Here is a 19,809-nt window from a genome sequence, read left to right on the forward strand (position 1 = left end):
TTGTTGTAATGAATGGGGTTGGCTGCGCGGTCGCAGTGACGGCACTATACCGAGACCCCGACGGGCGACTTCAGAATGAAATCAACCACCGCCGATAAATCCGGGAAAACCAGCGTGCCCGGCGGCAAGCCGCCCTTGGCCTGGGTCTTCTCGCCCTTGCCGGTCAGTACCAGATAGGGCGCGCAACCGGCCACATAGCCAGCCTGCAGGTCACGCAGCGAATCGCCGACGGTGGCCACGCCACCGCGCAGGCTGATGTTGAAGCGCCTGGCGATCTCGTGGAACATGCCCGGCTTGGGTTTGCGGCAATCGCAATTGTCATCGGCCGAGTGCGGGCAGAAGAACACTGCGTCGATATCGGCGCCGGCCTGCTGGGCCGCATTGTGCATCTTCTGGTGGATGGCGTTGAGGGTCTGGATGTCGAACAGGCCGCGCGCCACGCCGGACTGGTTGGTGGCCACCACCACGCGATAGCCGGCCTGGTTCAGGCGCGCGATGGCTTCCAGCGAACCCTTGATGGGGATCCACTCGTCGGGCGACTTGATGAAGGCGTCGGAATCATGATTGATGACGCCATCGCGGTCGAGAATGATCAGTTTCATTCCTGCTTTCCTTCATGAACACCGCCGCGCCAGGACAAGCCCGTGCGCGGCGGTTCGGTGTTGCTGGTGCGACAACTGGTAGCGTGATGGATTATGCCGCCAGCTTGGAAATGTCAGCCACCTGGTTGAGCATGCCATGCAGCGATGCCAGCAGAGCCTGGCGGTTCTTGCGCAGCTGATCGTCCTCGGCGTTGACCATCACGTCATTGAAGAAGGCATCGACATTCTGACGCAGCTGGGCCAGGGCCTTGAGCGCACCGGCGAAGTCGCCCGCTGCATAGGCCGCCTGGACCTGCGGACGGGTGGTCTGCATGGCAGCGAACAGCCCTTGCTCGGCAGCTTCCTTGAGCAGGTTTTCCTGCACGGCGCCATGGGCGTCGATGGCTACGCCTTCGATCTTCTTCAAGATGTTGGTGATGCGCTTGTTGGCCGCAGCCAGCGCTTCGGCTTCGGGCAGGGCGGCGAAGGCTTGCACGGCCTGCAGGCGTTCGACCACGTTGTCCAGTACGTCGGGCTGCTGGGCCACCACGGCTTCGACTTCGTTCTGCGCAAAGCCGCGCTCGCGCAGCAGGCCGCGCAGGCGGTCGTAGATGAAGGCCTGCACATCGGCACGCGGATCCTTGAAGTTGGCGTTGCCGGCAAACAGCCCCACCGCCGCATCCAGCAAGGCACTCAGCGACAGCGGCAGACGCTTCTCGACCAGCATGCGCAGCACGCCCAGGGCATGGCGGCGCAGGGCGAACGGGTCCTTGTCGCCGGTGGGCTGCAGGCCGATGCCCCAGATGCCGACCAGGGTTTCCAGCTTGTCGGCCAGGGCCACGGCGGTACCGGTGGCGGTGGTCGGCAACGCATCGCCGGCAAAGCGTGGCTGGTAGTGCTCGGAGGCGGCCAGTGCCACCTCGTCGGCTTCGCCATCGTGACGGGCGTAGTAGGTCCCCATGATGCCTTGCAGCTCGGGGAATTCACCGACCATATCGGTGAGCAGGTCGGCCTTGGCCAGCAGTGCGCCGCGCTCGGCCAGCTTGACGTCGCCGCCCAGCAGGCTGGCGATCTTGCCGGCCAGTGCCTGCACGCGCTCGGTGCGTTGCAGCTGGTTGCCCAGCTTGTTGTGGTAGACCACGTTGGCCAGTTGCGGCACGCGATCGGCCAGGGATTTTTTCTTGTCCTGCTCGAAGAAGAACTTGGCATCCGACAGACGCGGGCGCACCACGCGCTCGTTGCCGCCGATGATGTGTTCGGGGCGATCGGTCTCCAGGTTGGAGACGATCAGGAAGCGCGAACGCAGACGGCCATTGGCGTCGGTCAGCGCAAAATATTTCTGGTTGGTCTGCATGGTCAGGATCAGGCATTCCTGCGGCACGGCCAGGAATTCATCCTCGAACCTGCATTCATAGACTACCGGCCATTCCACCAGGGCAGTGACTTCGTCCAGCAGCGATTCCGGCATCAGCACTTGATCGCCACCGGCCTTGGCCAGCAGCGCAGTGCGGATCTTTTCGCGGCGCTCGGTGAAGCTGGCGATGACCTTGCCTTGGGTGGCCAGTGCCTCGACATAGGCGTCTGGCGAGGCGATCTGCAGCGCGCCCGAGGACAGGAAACGATGGCCCAGCGTGGTACGGCCGGCATCCAGGCCCAGCGTATTGATCGGCACCACGTCGTTGCCCAGCAGTGCCACCAGGTAGTGGGCCGGACGCACGAAGTGCACGGTCTCACCGGCGGCGCGGCCGAACTGGCGCTGGTAGCTCATGACCTTGGGGATGGGCAGCTTGGACAGGCTCTCGTCGAGCGCCGCCTGCAGGCCGATGGCCAGGGCCGAGCCCTTGGCGGTATAGGTGTAGAAGAAGCTCTCGGCCTTGCCATCCTGGGCGCGTTCCAGCTGGTCCGGGGTGATGACGGTGGCACCGGTGGAGGCGGCCAGTGCGGCCAGCTTCTTGACCAGCGGTGCCGACGGGCGGCCTTCGGCGTCCAGTGCGACGGCCACCGGCAGCACTTTTTCGCGGATCGATTTGTCCGGCGAGGCGGCGCGTACTTGGGTGATGGAGACGGCCAGGCGACGCGGGGTCGCGTAGGCGGTGGCGGCAGCGCCGGCATCGAGATAGCCGCGGCTTTGCAGGCCATTGAAGATGCCGTTGGCGAAGGCATCGCCCAGCTTGGCCAGCGCCTTGGGCGGGAGTTCTTCGGTGACGAGTTCTACGAGGAGTGTCTGGTTCATGTTGTCTGTCTTGCTGTCTTGCTCGGGACGCCGGTCCGGCGAAAACCGGACCGGCGCCGCATCATGTCATGGCGTTGCGCTTCAGGCCGCAGCCTTGGCCGGACCTGCGCCCAGCATGGGGAAGCCCAGGCGCTCGCGCGATTCGAAATAGGCCTGCGCCACCGCCCGCGAGAGATTGCGGATGCGGCCGATGTAGGCCGCGCGCTCGGTGACCGAAATGGCGCCACGGGCATCGAGCATGTTGAAGGTGTGGGCGGCTTTGAGGACCTGCTCGTAGGCCGGCAGCGCCAGCGGCACTTCCATGAGGCGCTTGGCTTCGGCTTCGTAGTTGGAAAACAGCGAGAACAGGAACTCGGTGTTGGAATACTCGAAGTTGAAGGTGGATTGTTCCACTTCATTCTGGTGGAACACGTCGCCATAGGTCAGGTGCTTCTTGACGCCGTTCTCGGTCCATTCGGTCCAGACCAGGTCATAGACGTTTTCCACGCCCTGCAGGTACATCGCCAGACGCTCGATGCCGTAGGTGATTTCGCCCAGCACCGGCTTGCAGTCGAGCCCGCCGACCTGCTGGAAATAGGTAAATTGCGTCACTTCCATGCCATTGAGCCAGACTTCCCAACCCAGGCCCCAGGCGCCCAGGGTGGGGTTTTCCCAGTCATCCTCGACGAAACGCACGTCATTTTTCTTCAGATCCAGTCCCAGCGCCTCCAGCGAGCCCAGGTACAGGTCCAGGATATTTTCCGGGGCCGGCTTGAGGACCACCTGGTACTGGTAATAATGCTGCATGCGGTTGGGGTTCTCGCCATAGCGGCCATCCTTGGGACGGCGCGAGGGCTGGACGTAGGCGGCACGCCAGGGTTCCGGGCCGATGGCGCGCAGGAAGGTCGCGGTGTGCGAGGTCCCCGCGCCGACTTCCATGTCGTAGGGTTGCAGCAGTGCGCAGCCCTGGGCGTCCCAATATTCTTGCAACTTGAGGATGATTTGTTGAAATGTCAGCATCGTGTGTGGTGGCCTGGCGAACCGGCGGAGGAATTGCGAAAACCTTGAATTTTAGCGCCTTTTGGGGCGTTTGACCCGGTTTTGCCGGGGCGCGGCGCCGGCCGGCCCTCGGGGAGGATTTCAGTGACGGATGCGCGCGGCCTTGTTGCGGCCCCAGGCCAGCAGCAGCATCAGCAGGGCCAGTCCGACGACGAGCTTGTTGCCCAGCAGAATGTAGGGCGTCTGGCCGGCATAGCCCTGTACCCGCCCGGAGAGCACCCCGCGCGTGTAGGGAGCCAGTTCGCTGGTGGCACCACCCGGCAGGATCACGGCCGTGGCGCCCGTGTTGGTAGCGCGCAGCATCGGACGGCCCGTTTCCAGGGTGCGCATCTGCGAGATCTGCAGGTGCTGGGGCAGGGCAATCGAATTGCCGAACCAGGCGATGTTGGACAGGTTCAGCAACAGGCTGGCCTGCGGCTGCCCGGCGCGATAGGCAGCGCGCAGCTGTTGGGCGATTTCTTCGCCGAACAAGTCTTCGTAGCAGATGTTGGGCAGCACCCATTGGTCCTTTACGCCGAAGGGCGACTGCACCGGCGCTCCGCGCGTCATGTCGCCCAGCGGGATGTGCATCAGGTCGACGAACCAGCGAAAGCCCGTCGGAATGAATTCACCAAAGGGCACCAGGTGATGCTTGTCGTAGCGATACGGCATCAAGGCAGAACCCACGCCCGGACCGAAACCCAGCACCGAATTGGCGTAGAGCTGCGGGCCGTCGGACAAGGGGATGCCCAGCGCCAGGTGACTGCCGCTGTTCTGCGCGAAACGGGCCAGTCGCTCCAGGTAATCCGGCGGCAACTGTTGTGGCAGCAGCGGGATGGCGGTTTCGGGGGTGGCGATCAGGTCGGCCGGGGCGGCGCTGATCATCTGTTCATACATGCCCAGGGTAGCGACCAGGGCATCGCTGGAGAATTTCATTTCCTGCGCAATATTTCCCTGCAACAGGCGCACCGTGATCGGCTGGCCTTGCGGCGTGGTCCACTGCACCAGTCGCAGCGCCACGCCGCCGGCGCACAGCAGGGCGGCGACACACAATGGCAGGATGATGCGCTGGCCGGTACCGGCCACGCCCTTGCGCGACAGGCCCATCCACAGCAGTGCCAGGCTGCCCGCGATCAGCGCCGCGATCCAGCCGATGAAATAAACCCCGCCCAGCGGCGCGAAACCGGCCAGCGGACCCACCGTGTGGGCATAGCCCGAGACCAGCCAGGGAAAGCCCGTCAACACCCAGCCGCGCATCCATTCCGACAAGGCCCATAGTGCCGGCAGCATGAACAGCGCCAGCAGCAGCGGAGAAGACGACCAGCGATGGCGCAGCCAGCCCGCCAGTGCCGTGGCCGCACCGGCATACAAGCCCAGGTAGAGTGCCAGCAGACCCACCGCCAGCGCCGCCATCCAGCCCGGCATGCCACCGTAGTCGTGCATGCTGATGTAGAGCCAGTGCACGCCCGCTGCTGCCCAGCCGAATCCGTACAACCAGCCGCGCAGGAATTGCCGGCCGGTGGACGCCTGCGGCTGCGCCAGCACGCCATGGAACAGCCAGGCCAGGGCCAGGATCTGCAGGGGCCACAGCTTGAAGGGGGCAAAGGCGAAGACGTTGACGGCACCTGCCAGTACCGGCAGCAACAGCGCCAGCGCCGTACCGAGGCGACCGCGCGCAGCAGTGGCGCCGCGTGGCAGCGGCAGGTTGTGGGAAGAGGGGGAAGTCACGTTGGCTACGGCAGGCAGGTCAGGCGATCATTCTTGGTCCAGCGGCGCTGCTGGCAGCCTGGACACCAGCAGCACATGCACCTGGCGCGCATCGGCGCGCAGCACTTCGAAGTGCAGGCCATCGATGTCGAATTCATCACCCTTGCGCGGCACGCGGCCCACATGATTGGCGACCAGGCCGCCGATGGTGTCGGCATCGTCATCGGAGAAGCGGCTGCCCACTTCTTCATTGAACTGTTCGATCTCGGTCAGCGCCTTGACGCGCCAGCGCGGGCCGTGCGGGCCATCTTTGAGGGCCAGCACATTGTCTTCGGCTTCGTCGAAATCGTATTCATCCTCGATGTCGCCGACGATCTGTTCCAGCACGTCCTCGATGGTGATCAAGCCGGCTACGCCACCGTATTCGTCCACCACCACGGCCATGTGGTTGCGGTTGGCGCGGAAGTCGCGCAGCAGCACATTGAGACGCTTGGATTCGGGAATGAAGATGGCCGGGCGCAGCATGTCGCGCACGTCGAAGGAGTCCTCGGCGTAGTAGCGCAGCAGGTCCTTGGCCAGCAGGATGCCGATCACCTTGTCGCGCTCGCCATCCACGGCGGGGAAGCGCGAGTGGGACGTGGCCAGCACTTCGGGCATCCAGGTTTCGATCGGCTTGGAAATGTCGATGGTGTCCATCTGCGAGCGCGGCACCATGATGTCGCGCACGGCCAGGTCGGAGACCTGGAACACGCCTTCGATCATCGACAGCGCGTCGGCATCGATGAGATTGCGCTCGTGGGCGTCGTGCAACACTTCGAGCAGTTCTGCCCGGTTCTCGGGCTCGGGGGAAATCAGTGCGGTGAGTCGTTCAAACAGGGAACGATGAGGTTTAGCGTCAGATTTGACGCTACTAGGGTGATCTTGCATGGCGTTAGGCGCGAGCCCGACGTAGTTTCGAAGAGCCATAGGATACAACAATTATGTGACAAGTCCACTAAAGGCCCCGCCACAGCGGGCTGCGGCCCTGCTTGCATCTTGGCAATGGTGACGTCTTCATCTCGCTGCAGGCTGCAAAAAAAAACCGGCATCCGCGATGCCGGCAAATACGTCCTCAGGGAAAAATCGTCAGTGTGGTCTTCAGGCGTAGCCCAGTTCTTGCAGCCCGCGGCCGCTCAGCGCCTGCGCCGGTGCCTGTTCCAGGTACCGGACCGGATTGGCCGTGGCCTGGGCCGGTGCCAGCTTGAACACGCTCACCAGTTCGGTCAGGGACACGCTCTGCTGCTGCATCGAGGCAGCGGCAGCGGCGGCCTCTTCCACCAGGGCGGCGTTCTGCTGGGTGGTTTCGTCGATCTGGGCCACGGCATTGTTGATCTGTTCCAGGCCGGCGGTCTGCTCGGCGCTGGCGGCGCTGATGTCCTGCACGATGTGGGTCACGCTCTGGATGCTCATGACGACCTCATCCATGGTCGAGCCTGCTTCGCTGACCTGCTTTTCACCCGCGACGACCTTGGCGACCGATTCATTGATGAGAGCCTCGATTTCCTTGGCGGCCACGGCCGAGCGCTGGGCCAGGGAGCGTACTTCGGAGGCGACCACCGCGAAACCGCGACCCTGCTCGCCGGCACGGGCGGCTTCCACGGCCGCGTTCAGAGCCAGGATGTTGGTCTGGAAGGCGATGCCGTCAATCACGCTGATGATGTCGACGATCTTGTGCGACGAGGTGCTGATGGCGTGCATGGTCTCGACCACACGGCCCACCGCAGCCCCGCCCCGGGTCGCCACATCGGATGCCTTGTCGGCCAGGAGCTTGGCTTGGCGGGCATTGTCGGAAGTCTGCTTGACGGTGGCCGTCAGCTGTTCCATCGCCGAGGCGGTTTCCTGCAGGGAACCGGCTTGCTGCTCGGTACGGTGGGACAGGTCCATGTTGCCGCGCTTGATTTCATCGGAGGCCACGGCGATGGTGTCGGTGCCCTGGCGCACTTCACCGACGATCTGTACCAGGCTGTCATTCATGCCCTTCAATGCTGCCATCAACTGACCCATCTCATCCTTGCTGGTGACTTCGATGTGGCTGCCCAGATCACCCGACTGCACGCTCTGCGCCACGCTCACGGCCTGGGCCAGCGGACGGGAGATCGAGCGGGTCAGCAGCCAGGCGACCAGGCCCCCCAGCGTCAGGGCTGCCAGGCAGGCCACGATCATGGTCCACTTGGCCATGTTGTAGGCGGCTTCGGCCTGTTCCACGTTGTGTTCGGAATTCTTGCGCAGCTCCTTCTTGAACTGTTCCACGTGTGCAATCACGCGGTTGAGAATGGGCATGCAGTCCTTGACCAGAGAAGCGCGTGCCGCCTCCTGTTGCTGCGAGGTCGCCAGATTGACGATGTTGACGGCGATCGGCAGGTATTGCGCTTCCAGCTTGCGCAACTGCTCCAGCATCTCGCGCTCTTGCGGTGTGGTGACCGGATGCTGCATCAGCTGGGACAACTGGCTCATGCCGGCATCGATATCCTTCTGCGAGCTGCCAACCAGGTTCAGGTCACCCTTCTGCTCGGCAGTCCCTTGCACCAGCGCAAGGTTGCGTGCGGCAATGGCACGCAGGCCGATGGCGAATTGCACCTTGGAAAGGGCTTCCAGCTTGCCCTCATCGACGGAGGTCAGGAAGACGATGCGATCATTCAGACGCGATACCTGCTGCAGGCCGAAGGCGGCCACCGCCACCAGCAGGACCAGTACGGCGGCAAAACCAAGGCCAAGTCGTTGGCCGATCTTCAAGTTCTTCATGACATCCCCCCGATAGGAATTGGTATGCAAGCATTCTCGTTCAGCCAGAACGCGCTTCCCATCGGGATTTTCCTGAAATGTGGAGTTAAACATCAAGGGAAATCACGGTTCGATTGTTGCTCTGATATCAAACGAAAAATTCGATGATCGCATCGGGAAAACCGATCACTTTTTTGATGGATAAATCAGCAATAACGTGAGGCAAAGCAACAAAAATGAAAATCGGCGGAAAGGCCTCCGAAAAAAAACGGCCTGCATCAGCAGACCGTCCGGAGCAACCAGCCGGCTCTTGCCTCAACGGCAAGAGCGCTGCCGCGTTCAGCGTGACTTGTAGGGATTGTCATAACCCAGGGTCGCCAGGATCTCGGTTTCCAGGGCTTCCATTTCGTTGGCTTCCTCGTCGTCCTCGTGGTCATACCCTTGCGCATGCAGCACACCATGCACGACCAGATGGGCGGTATGTTCTTCCACGGTCTTCTTCTGCTCGGCCGCTTCCTTCTCCAGCACATCGGTGCAGAAGATGATGTCGGCTTCGGTGACTTCGCTGTCCTCATCCTCGGTATAGGCGAAGGTCAGCACGTTGGTGGCGTAGTCCTTGCCGCGATAGTCGCGGTTGAGGTCGCGGCCTTCTTCCGAACCGACGAAGCGCAGCGTCAGTTCGGCCGGCGCAAACAGGGCCGCCTGCACCCAGCGGCGCAGGAGAGGGCGGGTGATGCTGTCCTTGAGGCGGTCGTCGGCATATTGCACCGACAGCGTGAGTTTATGTTTTGGCATGGCGCGGCTTGGCGGATTTGGTCAGGAGATTGGTGGCAGTGCGGGCAGTGGCGCGCGCGGTATCGGGTTTGGCGTTGCCGGCAGCATCATAGGCATCGACGATGCGCGCCACCAGCGGATGGCGTACCACGTCGGCACTGGTGAAGCGCGAGAAGGCGATGCCGCGCACATCGTGCAGCACCGACAGTGCATCGACCAGGCCGCTCTTCTGGCCGTGATGCAGGTCGACCTGTGTCACGTCACCGGTGATGACGGCCTTGCTGCCGAAGCCGATGCGGGTCAGGAACATCTTCATCTGTTCCGGCGTGGTGTTCTGCGCCTCGTCGAGAATGATGAAGGCGTGGTTCAGCGTGCGGCCGCGCATGTAGGCCAGTGGTGCGATCTCGATGGCCTGCTTTTCGAAGAGCTTCTGCGTACGATCAAAACCGAGCAGGTCATACAGCGCGTCATACAGCGGGCGCAGATAGGGATCGACTTTCTGAGCCAGGTCGCCCGGCAGGAAGCCCAGGCGCTCGCCGGCTTCCACCGCCGGACGGGTGAGCACGATGCGCTGCACGGCGTCGCGCTCCAGCGCATCGACCGCGCAGGCCACGGCCAGGTAGGTCTTGCCGGTGCCGGCCGGGCCGACGCCGAAGGTAATGTCGTGTTCCAGGATGGCGTTCAGATACTGGCTCTGGTGCGGCGTGCGTCCGCGCAGGTCATGCTTGCGGGTCTTCAGGATGGGACTCTCGGGCAGCGGGTCCTGGCTGTCCTTGTCTTCGGTGGCGGCAGCGGCAGCGGCGGCAGCAGCGGCTGCCCTGCCGCGCCGCGCGGGCAGCGGCGGCAGGCCAGCTTCTTCATCGGCGGCGGCGTTGGCGCGCTGCTCGACCAGGGCCAGCTGGATATCGTCCACCGCCACGGGGCGGTCGGCTTTCTCGTAGAAGCGTTCCAGTACTTCCACCGCACGCTCGGCATTGGTGCCGGTGACCACGAAGCGGTCACCACGGCGGAAGATGGTCACGTCCAGCGCGGCCGAAATCTGGCGCAGGTTTTCATCGAGCGCACCGCACAGGTTGGCCAGGCGCCTGTTGTCCAACGGCTGGGGCGTGAAGTGATGGGGCTGGTTGGGGATTTTTTTCAACGCACGATTCCGGTTAGGGGGATTGAATCATCAATGACGGGGCACGATCTCGCCACGCAGCGAGAAAGGGAAGGCTTCGGTAACGCGGACCTCGATGATCTCGCCGATCAGGCGCTGACCGTTCGGGCCACCGTCGAAGTTGACCACGCGATTGCTCTCGGTACGGCCTTGCAATTCATGCTCGCGGCGCTTGGAAACGCCTTCCACCAGCACCTTTTGCACCGTGCCGATCTGCGCCGCACTGATCTTTGTCGCGTTGTCATTGAGCGCGGCCTGCAGGCGTTGCAGGCGCGCCAGCTTGACCTCCTGCGGGGTGTCGTCGGCCAGGTTGGCGGCCGGCGTACCGGGACGCGGGCTGAAGATGAAGGAGAAGCTGTTGTCGAAGCCCACATCGGCCACCAGTTTCATGAGCGCTTCAAAATCTTCCTCCGTCTCGCCGGGGAAACCGACGATGAAGTCCGACTGCACCGTGATATCCGGGCGCACCTTGCGCATGCGGCGGATCACCGACTTGTATTCCAGCGCCGTATAGCCGCGCTTCATCGCGGCCAGCGTGCGGTCCGAGCCATGCTGCGCCGGCAGGTAGAGGTGATTGCACAGCTTGGGCACCTTGGCGTAGGTGTCGATCAGGCGTTGCGAGAATTCCTTGGGATGACTGGTCACGAAGCGGATGCGCTCGATGCCCGGCAGCTCGGCGATGTATTCGATGAGCAGGGCGAAGTCGGCGATCTCGCCATCTTCCATCACGCCGCGATAGGCGTTGACGTTCTGGCCCAGCAGCATGATTTCCTTGACGCCCTGGTCGGCCAGTCCGGCCACTTCGGTGAGCACATCCTCGAAGCGGCGCGAGACTTCCTCGCCGCGCGTATAGGGCACTACGCAGTAGCTGCAATACTTGCTGCAGCCTTCCATGATGGAGACGTAAGCGGTGGCACCTTCCACCCGCGCCGGCGGCAGGTGGTCGAACTTCTCGATCTCGGGGAAGCTGATGTCCACCTGCGGGCGGCCGCTGTAGCGCCGCTCGGAAATCATCTGCGGCAGGCGATGCAGGGTCTGCGGGCCGAACACCATGTCCACGAAGGGCGCGCGCTTGATGATGGCGTCGCCCTCCTGCGAGGCCACGCAGCCGCCCACGCCGATCAACAGATCAGGATTGTCCTTCTTCAGCGCGCGCAGGCGGCCCAGGTCGGAGAACACCTTCTCCTGCGCCTTCTCGCGAATGGAGCAGGTGTTGAGCAGGATCACGTCGGCCTCTTCCGGACGGTCGGTCTTGACGAGGCCTTCGGCGACATGGAGCACGTCGGCCATCTTGTCCGAGTCGTACTCGTTCATCTGGCAGCCGAAGGTTTTGATGAATACTTTTTTCTGCATAAATCGTTATCAGGGCAAGAGCGCAGGAAGGACGCATGGAACATGCGCGCGCCGGCGAGGAGGAGGGCGGCGGGCCGCTGGAATCGGTTGCTGCAGCGGTGGAGGAGCCCATCCCCGGAGGTTCGCGATTATAGCACCGAGCGTCGCGGCCAGCGCCCGCGAGGGCGCGCCGGGCTTGTCTGCAAGGCAGATATCACAGTTGCGCGCAGCAGTCTTGCAGCCAGGCCAGCACCGCCCGTAGTCGCGGCAGGGCTTTCAGATCGCGATGGAACACCGCCCACAGCTCGCGCTGCAGCTGTGGCGTGGACTCCACAGTCTGCAGCTCCGGGGCCAGCAGATAGCTCGGCAGCAGGGCCATCCCGACCCCGGCGCGCGCCGCCATGCACTGCGCCACCAGGCTGGTGCTGCGAAAACGTACCGGGTTGCCGGCCGCATGGGCGGCGATCCAGTGCGTCTCCGGAATGTCGGGCACGCCATCGTCATAGGCCACGAAGGGCGTCGACCTGGGGGCGCGCCGCCAGTGCGCAATCTTCTCGGCCGTGCCACAGAGGTAGAAGCGCACCGCACCCAGTGGCCTGGCGATCAGCTCGCCATCCTGCGGCTTGCCGAAGCGCAATGCCAGGTCGGCCTCACGCCGGGCCAGGCTCAGGGTCTGGTGCCCCATGGCCAGTTCCACATCCAGCGCCGGCCATTGCTGCAACAGCTGCGGCAGGCGCGGGGCCAGGAACATCGTGCCGATGGCATCGGTGCAGGCCAGGCGCAGCTTGCCTTCCAGGCGCAGGTCCTCGCCTGCCAGAGTGCGCGCCAGCTGGCGCGTCTGTTCCTGCATGGCGCGCGCGGCAGTGAGGACACTCTCGCCCAGGCGCGTCAGTTCCACATCCTCGGCGCGACGCAGGAACAGCGGGGCTTGCAGGGCGTCTTCCAGTTGCTGCAGACGACGGCCGATGGTGGCATGCGTGACGCCCAGCGCACGCGCCGCACCTGAGAGGCTACCGGCCTCGATGAAGGCGGCGAAACTGCGCAGGCTCTCCCAGTCGGCATCCAGGGCTGCATGCACGGTCTGGTGCGCAGGTACGCGCACGTTCTTCGAGGAGGCTGTTAATTTTTTCACAGGTGGGTGGCGATTTCGGTGAATGGCAGTGCGAATTTTATCGGACTAAGATGATCCGTCCCTGTGCATTTCCGAACAGCTACCGCGTTTTTTTTCAATTTTCTCGAACTTTTTTTCACAAGGAACCGCCATGTCCACACCTCAGACCCTGATCCAGATTGCCGGTGGCAGCGCGCGTGCCGCCACCTGGCAAGAGGCCGTCCTGCTCATCATTGACCATCAGACCGAATACACCACCGGGCGTGCGCCCCTGGCCGGCATCGATGCTGCCGTCGGCCAGATCGCCGAGCTGTTGCGCCAGGCCCGTGCCGCCGGTGCACCGGTGATCCACGTCGTCCACCACGGCAAGCCGGGCGGGGCCATGTTCGATCCGCAAGGGCCGCATGTGGCCATCATCGATGGCGTGGGGCCGCAGGGTGACGAGCTGGTCCTGCCCAAGGGCCTGCCCAATGCCTTCGCCGGGACCACCCTGGATGCGGCCCTTGGCAAGACCGGGCGCAAGTCCCTGATCGTGGCCGGATTCGCTACCCACATGTGCGTAAGCGCCACCGTACGTTCGGCGCTGGACCACGGCTATACCTCGACCGTGGTGGCCGCCGCCTGCGCCACCCGCGACCTGCCGGATCCGCTGGGCGGTGCACCGGTGCAAGCAGCCGAGGTCCAGCGCGTGGCGCTGACCGAGCTGGCCGACCGCTATGCCACCGTCGTGGCCGACGCGGCAGCGCTGGCCATGGCCTGAAAGGGTTCGGCAATCTTCCTTGCGCCTCCCGGCGCATTAAGGAAACAAGCAAGGACGCTCCCCCTCCGGTAGCGTCCTTTTTTCATGTCTCTGACTTACTCATAAGCAGATCGATATTGAAAATATTCGAGGAAAATTTCATCGCCTTGACGACGCGGAACTAGCAATAATTAGAAATTACGTATGAATATTCAGGAGCGCTGAGATTTGAGAGAAAGAATCGCTTAGTTTATCGGCTTTCCGAAATTTTCTGATGCTGCCATCCGGCTGGCACGACAGCCGCCAGCAGCCTGGACAACGGGAGAGGCAAGCACGGCAGAAGGCCTTGCTGTTGTGCTGTATTTCAATAAGTAATACGCCTGGCGCGTACGGACTGCCCTCGGTGCGGTCCTTAGAAAAAGGAATGAGTCGACCATGATTCCGGCAGTCTTCAGCGACCGGCTTGCGGCGCTGCTGGCCCGTGGCCAGCGCACCATACTCGGCATTGCCGGCCCACCCGGCAGCGGCAAGTCCACCCTGGCCCAGGCGCTGCTGGCGCATGTTCATAACCAGGGCCTGAGGCAGGCCGTGATCTTGCCCATGGATGGCTACCACCTGGCCAATGCCGAGCTGGCACGGCTGGGCCGCGCCTCACGCAAGGGCGCGGAAGATACCTTCGACAGTGCGGGCTATGTCCGGCTGCTGTCACGTTTGCGGCAGCAGGGTGCCGATGAAGTCATCTACGCCCCGCAATTCTTGCGCGAGATCGAGGAAGCCATCGCCGGCAGCATCGCCATTGCCCCCGAGACACGGCTCATCATCACCGAAGGCAATTATCTGCTGCTCGACCGCGGTCACTGGGCGCACGTGCGGCCTTTGCTCGATGAGGTGTGGTACGTCGATATTGACCCGGCACTGCGCCGGCAGCGCCTGATCGCCCGCCACGTGCAATTCGGTCGCACTGCCGACCAAGCCGCGGCCTGGGTCATGAACAGCGACGAAGTCAATGCAGCGCTGATCGAGACCACGCGGAATCGCGCAGACCAGATTTTCCGCCGGGACTGAGCTGCCCGGCGCACATGTAAGCAGCAAGCAGCAAGCAGCAAGCAGCAAGAAGAAATGGGGCCGCAACGGGCCCGGCCATCCCCCTCGCACTTCCAACAAGAACGGAGACAAGCATGATCAAGAAAACCCTCGCCATTGCCTGCGCCACTGTCTGGCTGGCTGCCGTCACAATACCGTCGCAGGCAGCGGACAAGCCCCTGAAATCCGTTGGCGTCACCCTCGGCGACCTCGCCAATCCCTTCTTCGTGGCCATTGCCAAGGGGGCCGAGAGCGGCGCGCACAAGATCAATCCGGCCGCCAAGGTCACCGTGGTCTCCTCCAAGTACGACCTCAACACCCAGGTGGGGCAGATCGAGAACTTCATCGCCAACAAGGTCGACATGATCGTGCTCAACGCGGCCGATTCCAAGGGCATCGGCCCGGCCGTGAAGAAGGCGAAGAAAGCCGGCATCGTCGTGGTGGCGGTGGACGTGGCCGCAGAGGGCGCGGACGTGACCGTCATGTCGGACAACACCATGGCCGGTGCCGAGTCCTGCAAGTTCATCGTCGACAAGCTGCAGGGCAAGGGCAACGTGGTCATCGTCAATGGGCCGCCGGTATCGGCGGTGATGGATCGCGTCACCGGCTGCAAGGCCGAGTTCAAGAAGTCGCCCGGCATCAAGATCCTCTCCGACAACCAGAACGCCGGCGGCAGTCGCGATGGCGGCATGACCACCATGTCCAACCTGCTGGCAGCGCACGGCAAGATCGACGGTGTCTTCGCCATCAACGATCCCACCGCCATCGGTGCCGAACTGGCCATCCGCCAGGCCAAGCGCAGCGACATCAAGCTCATCACCGGCGTGGATGGTGCGCCCGATGCCGAGCGCGCGCTCAAGGACAGCAAGTCGCTCTTTGCTGCATCGCCAGCGCAGGACCCCTATGGCATGGCCGCCGAGAGCGTGGCCATCGGCTATCAGGTCATGAATGGGCACACCCCGGAGAAGGCCGTCAAGCTGCTGCCGGTCAAGCTGATCACGCGTGACAACGTGGCCGACTACAAGGGCTGGGTCCCGGCCAACTGAGGCCGCCGCTGCACCGGCTTGCCGCGCAGGCAGGCGAGCCGGATCCGCCGTCCCTGCGGCCGGGACACGCCCCTGTTTCGGGACGTTCCTGCCACCAGGCGGCAGCTTTCTTCGAATGCCATGACTTCCACTCCCATTTTGCAGATGACCGGCATCAGCAAGTCCTTCGGGGCCACGCGCGCGCTGTCGGATATGCAGCTCACCATTCGCCCCGGCGAGATCCATGCGCTCATGGGCGAGAACGGCGCCGGCAAGAGCACCCTCATGAAAGTGCTCTCAGGCGTGCATGCACCGGACGGCGGACAGATCCTGCTGGACGGCAAACCGGTGTCGCTGCGCGACCCCGGTGCCAGCCGCGCCGCCGGCATCAACCTGATCTACCAGGAACTGGCGGTGGCGCCCAACATCAGCGTGGCCGCCAATGTCTTCATGGGCAGCGAGCTGCGCAGCCGCTGGGGCCTGATCGACCACGCCGCCATGCGCCAGCGCACCGATACCGTCCTCAGGCAACTGGGCGCGGCCTTCCGTGCCTCCGACCAGGCCGGACGACTCTCCATCGCCGAACAGCAGCAGGTCGAGATCGCCCGCGCCCTGGTGCATCGCAGCCGCATCGTCATCATGGATGAGCCGACGGCTGCGCTCTCCGAACGCGAGACCGAACATCTCTTCGGTGTGGTACGGCGGCTGCGTGACGAAGGCCTGGCCATCATCTACATCAGCCATCGCATGGCCGAGGTCTACGCCCTGGCCGACCGTGTGACGGTGCTGCGCGACGGCAGTTTCGTAGGCGAACTGGCGCGCGAGCAGATCGATTCCGAGCGCATCGTGCAGATGATGGTGGGCCGCTCGCTGGGCGAGTTCTATCAGCACCAGCGCATGCCCCCGGAACGCGCGGCGGCGCTGCCGGTGGTCTTGCAGGTGCAGGACCTGGCCGGTGGCAAGGTCAGGCCCGCCAGCTTCTCGGTGCGGGCCGGCGAGGTGCTGGGCTTTGCCGGACTGGTCGGTGCCGGACGTACCGAGCTGGCGCGCCTGCTCTTCGGTGCCGATGCCCGCAGTGGCGGTCATGTCCTGCTGGAAGGACGGGGGCTGCGGATCGACGGGCCGCGTGCGGCGATGCGGGCCGGTATCGCCTATGTGCCGGAAGACCGCAAGGGCCAGGGCCTGTTTCTGCAGATGGCTGTGGGCGCCAACGCCACCATGAACGTGGCCGCGCGTCACAGCACGATGGGACTGCTGCGCAGCCGTGCGCTGGCGGGCGTGGCGCGCGATGCCATCGCTCGCCTCAATGTCAAGGTCGCGCATCCCGAGGTGACCGTGGGCAAGCTTTCCGGGGGCAACCAGCAGAAGGTCTTGCTGGCGCGCTGGCTGGAGATTGCGCCCAAGGTCCTGATCCTGGACGAACCCACGCGGGGTGTGGATATCTATGCCAAGAGCGAGATCTATCAACTGGTCCACAAGCTGGCCGAACAGGGCGTGGCGGTGGTGGTCATCTCCAGCGAGCTGCCGGAAGTCATTGGCATCTGTGATCGCGTGCTGGTCATGCGTGAGGGCCGCATCAGCGGCGAACTGGCCGGTGCGGCCATCACCCAGGAAGCCATCATGCACCTGGCCACGGATGCCGGTGGCATGCCTGCTGCGCATGGCCAAGGCGAACCGGCTTGCGGCATGCCGCGTGCGGGCTTGCCGTCTTCTTCCTCTTTTCATTCCTCCTAGTCATGGCTCATTCTGCTCCTGTACATAACAACGGCGCTCCCACGCGCGTCTCTTCCACTGTTTCGCAATGGCTGCTGCACCGGCTGGGCATGCTGCCGGTGCTGGTGGTGCTATACCTGTTGTTCTATGCCCTGACGGTTTATCTGAGCGGCGACGGCAGCTCCAACTTCGCCAGCGCGGAAAACACCATGAACATCCTGCGCCAGGTCGCCATCAATCTGGTGCTGGCGGCCGGCATGACCTTCGTCATCCTCACGGCCGGCATTGATCTGTCGGTCGGCTCGGTCCTGGCGGTGTCGGCGGTACTGGGCATGCAGGTATCGCTGAGCGCGGCACCGGGCTGGTCGATTCCCATGTTCATCGTCTCGGGTCTGCTGATGGGGATGATCAATGGTGGCATGGTGGCCTTCCTCAACATCAATGCCTTCGTGGTGACGCTGGGCACGATGACGGCCTTTCGCGGTGCGGCCTACCTGCTGGCCGATGGCACCACGGTCCTGAACAATGACATTCCCAGTTTTGAATGGATCGGCAATGGCGACTTCCTGCACGTGCCCTGGCTGATCTGGATGGCCGTGGCAGTGGTGCTGCTGTCTTGGGTGATCCTGCGCAAGACGGTGCTGGGCATGCACATCTACGCCATCGGCGGCAACCTGCAGGCGGCGCGCCTGACAGGTATCCGCGTGGGGCTGGTGCTGCTGTTCGTGTACTCGATCAGCGGCCTGTTCTCCGGCCTGGCGGGGGCCATGTCGGCCAGCCGCCTGTATGGCGCCAACGGTAACTGGGGCAGCGGCTATGAACTCGATGCGATTGCCGCCGTGGTGCTGGGCGGCACCAGCCTCATGGGTGGCGTGGGCACGATCTGGGGCACGGTGGTGGGGGCGCTCATCATCGGCGTGATGAACAACGGCCTTACCATTCTCGGTCTGTCCTCGTTCTGGCAATACGTGGCCAAGGGGGCGGTGATCGTACTGGCCGTGATCCTCGACAAATGGCGCCAGAAGGATGCGACCCAATGACACGCTCTTCTCACCCCGGAGTCCCCATGCCTCTTCCCGATGTCGAAAGCCGCGCCTTTCTGCAGGCGCACGTGGCCGATACGCTGGCCTTCTATGATCGTCATGCCATCGATCCCGAGGGCGGATTTTTTCATTACCTGAAGGACGATGGCAGCGTCTATGAGCGCAGTCATCGTCATCTGGTCAGTGCGACGCGCCTGGTCTTCACGCAATCGATGGCCTACCTGCATACGGCGCAGCCGCGCTACCTGGAGCAGGCGCGCCATGCACTGGCGCACCTGGAGCGCTTCCGTCATGTAGCGGGGCCGCTGGCCGGTCTGTATGCGTGGACCTTGCGTGACGGGCAGATCGAAGACGGCACCGTGATGGCTTATGGTCAGGCTTTCGTGCTGCTGGCGATGGCGCATGCGCATCGCATTGGTTTGTGCGATGCGCAGCAGGTAGCGCTGGCGTATGAGCGCATGGAGAGTGCCTTCTTCGAGCCGGCGCATCAGGCGTATGCAGATGAAATCACAGCCGCCGGTGAACTGATCGCCTATCGCGGTCAGAATGCCAACATGCACATGTGCGAAGCCTGCCTGGCTGCCCACGTCGCCACCGGACGAGCTCTCTATCTGGAGCGCGCGCAATTGCTGATCGAACGCTTCGTTTTCGGTCTGGCGCGGCAATCGCAGGATCTGGTGTGGGAGCATTACCGGCAGGATTGGTCCCTGGATCATGACTACAACCGGGGTAACCGCGAGAACATTTTCAAGCCCTGGGGTTTCCAGACCGGGCACCAGACCGAGTGGGCCAAGCTCTTGCTGATCGCCCATGCGCAGGAGCCGCGTCCGGCCTATGTGACGCGTGCCGCGCAATTGCAGGATGCAGCGTGGCAGCACGGCTGGGATGCGCTCCACGGTGGCTTGATCTACGGCTTCGATCCGGACCTGCGTCCCTATGACACGGACAAATATTTCTGGGTCCAGGCCGAGTCTTTCGCCAGCGCGTGGCGGCTTTGGCGCGTGACCGGGGAAGTCCGTTTCCGCCAGCAGTATCACGCCATCTGGGCGTGGAGCTGGGCGCACATGATCGATCACCATCATGGGGGCTGGTTTCGTATTCTGGCTGCCGATGGCAGCAAGATGGAAGATACCAAGTCGCCAGCGGGGAAGGTGGACTATCACACCATGGGGGCGTGCTGGGATGTATTGGAGGCGGGTGGGTTGGGTGAGTGATCGGGGGCAGGCAGTGTTCAGGAAATCTTTTGGAGCACATCGTCTGAAATTTTACGAATTTCGGAAACTGGCTCATGATCGTGCCTTATTTCACGACGGGGTGACCCGGAGGCCAGTGGCGACAGATCGACCATGTGATCAATGCGTCTGGTCAGTGGCGTACCGACCGATTCCACCTGTTCTGAATAACCTTGCTCTTGGATCCACGGCCAGCAGCTTATCCCAAGTGGGGCTTTCAAAATGGAGCTGTAGGAACGATCGCGCATCGCCGATGAACATTCTTTGTGAGGCTTAGACGCTTTATGAGTTGCACAGAGG

At 63.4% G+C, this 19,809-nt stretch carries 16 protein-coding genes; 6 read left to right on the forward strand and 10 right to left on the reverse strand.

What is annotated here, in order from left to right:
• Positions 1-44: 44 nt before the first annotated feature.
• From gmhB to HNO82_RS02775, 10 genes are all read right to left on the reverse strand, one after another.
• Positions 45-602 (reverse strand): D-glycero-beta-D-manno-heptose 1,7-bisphosphate 7-phosphatase, encoded by a 558-nt coding sequence (gene gmhB / locus HNO82_RS02730; protein WP_175342663.1) that lies wholly within the window; start codon positions 600-602, stop codon positions 45-47.
• A 91-nt stretch (positions 603-693) separates the two neighbouring features.
• Positions 694-2,814: a glycine--tRNA ligase subunit beta gene (gene glyS, locus HNO82_RS02735; protein WP_175342664.1), complete on the reverse strand. Its 2,121-nt coding sequence runs from the start codon at positions 2,812-2,814 to the stop codon at positions 694-696.
• 81 nt (positions 2,815-2,895) lie between these two features.
• A complete protein-coding gene (gene glyQ, locus HNO82_RS02740; RefSeq protein WP_175342665.1) occupies positions 2,896-3,813 on the reverse strand; it encodes a glycine--tRNA ligase subunit alpha in 918 nt (305 codons plus the stop codon).
• 120 nt (positions 3,814-3,933) lie between these two features.
• Positions 3,934-5,559: an apolipoprotein N-acyltransferase gene (lnt, locus tag HNO82_RS02745; RefSeq protein WP_175342666.1), complete on the reverse strand. Its 1,626-nt coding sequence runs from the start codon at positions 5,557-5,559 to the stop codon at positions 3,934-3,936.
• Between the two features lie 27 nt (positions 5,560-5,586).
• Positions 5,587-6,465 carry a CorC family transporter gene (locus HNO82_RS02750; RefSeq protein WP_034349678.1) on the reverse strand — a complete coding sequence of 293 codons (879 nt, stop codon included), beginning with the start codon at positions 6,463-6,465 and terminating at the stop codon, positions 5,587-5,589.
• 210 nt (positions 6,466-6,675) lie between these two features.
• Positions 6,676-8,319 carry a methyl-accepting chemotaxis protein gene (locus HNO82_RS02755; RefSeq protein ID WP_249776919.1) on the reverse strand — a complete coding sequence of 548 codons (1,644 nt, stop codon included), beginning with the start codon at positions 8,317-8,319 and terminating at the stop codon, positions 6,676-6,678.
• A gap of 318 nt (positions 8,320-8,637) precedes the next feature.
• The gene (gene ybeY / locus HNO82_RS02760) at positions 8,638-9,093 is read right to left on the reverse strand and encodes an rRNA maturation RNase YbeY (RefSeq protein WP_008325707.1); all 456 of its coding nucleotides are present in this window, start codon (positions 9,091-9,093) and stop codon (positions 8,638-8,640) included.
• Positions 9,080-10,213: a PhoH family protein gene (locus HNO82_RS02765; RefSeq protein WP_175342668.1), complete on the reverse strand. Its 1,134-nt coding sequence runs from the start codon at positions 10,211-10,213 to the stop codon at positions 9,080-9,082. The genes ybeY and HNO82_RS02765 overlap by 14 nt, the downstream gene beginning before the upstream one ends.
• 30 nt (positions 10,214-10,243) lie before the next feature.
• The gene (gene miaB, locus HNO82_RS02770; protein ID WP_175342669.1) at positions 10,244-11,584 is read right to left on the reverse strand and encodes a tRNA (N6-isopentenyl adenosine(37)-C2)-methylthiotransferase MiaB; all 1,341 of its coding nucleotides are present in this window, start codon (positions 11,582-11,584) and stop codon (positions 10,244-10,246) included.
• Between the two features lie 193 nt (positions 11,585-11,777).
• Positions 11,778-12,629, reverse strand: coding sequence for a LysR family transcriptional regulator (locus HNO82_RS02775; RefSeq protein ID WP_175342819.1), 852 nt, complete (start codon positions 12,627-12,629; stop codon positions 11,778-11,780).
• Positions 12,630-12,825: 196 nt separating this feature from the next.
• Here HNO82_RS02775 and HNO82_RS02780 point away from each other — a divergent pair, with 196 nt between their 5' ends.
• The 6 genes from HNO82_RS02780 (at position 12,826) to HNO82_RS02805 (ending at position 19,491) form a co-directional block, all read left to right on the forward strand.
• Positions 12,826-13,434: a cysteine hydrolase family protein gene (locus HNO82_RS02780; protein WP_175342670.1), complete on the forward strand. Its 609-nt coding sequence runs from the start codon at positions 12,826-12,828 to the stop codon at positions 13,432-13,434.
• A gap of 414 nt (positions 13,435-13,848) precedes the next feature.
• A complete protein-coding gene (locus tag HNO82_RS02785) occupies positions 13,849-14,478 on the forward strand; it encodes a nucleoside/nucleotide kinase family protein (RefSeq protein WP_175342671.1) in 630 nt (209 codons plus the stop codon).
• Between the two features lie 113 nt (positions 14,479-14,591).
• A complete protein-coding gene (locus tag HNO82_RS02790) occupies positions 14,592-15,542 on the forward strand; it encodes an ABC transporter substrate-binding protein (protein ID WP_175342672.1) in 951 nt (316 codons plus the stop codon).
• Positions 15,543-15,662: 120 nt separating this feature from the next.
• Positions 15,663-17,255, forward strand: coding sequence for a sugar ABC transporter ATP-binding protein (locus HNO82_RS02795; RefSeq protein WP_175342673.1), 1,593 nt, complete (start codon positions 15,663-15,665; stop codon positions 17,253-17,255).
• A gap of 2 nt (positions 17,256-17,257) precedes the next feature.
• Positions 17,258-18,274 carry an ABC transporter permease subunit gene (locus HNO82_RS02800; protein WP_034349684.1) on the forward strand — a complete coding sequence of 339 codons (1,017 nt, stop codon included), beginning with the start codon at positions 17,258-17,260 and terminating at the stop codon, positions 18,272-18,274.
• 26 nt (positions 18,275-18,300) lie between these two features.
• The gene (locus tag HNO82_RS02805; RefSeq protein WP_175342674.1) at positions 18,301-19,491 is read left to right on the forward strand and encodes an AGE family epimerase/isomerase; all 1,191 of its coding nucleotides are present in this window, start codon (positions 18,301-18,303) and stop codon (positions 19,489-19,491) included.
• The last annotated feature ends 318 nt before the right edge of the window (positions 19,492-19,809 follow it).

It is taken from the genome of Herbaspirillum sp. C9C3, from assembly GCF_013359625.1.
In the GTDB taxonomy this organism is placed as follows: domain Bacteria; phylum Pseudomonadota; class Gammaproteobacteria; order Burkholderiales; family Burkholderiaceae_D; genus Herbaspirillum.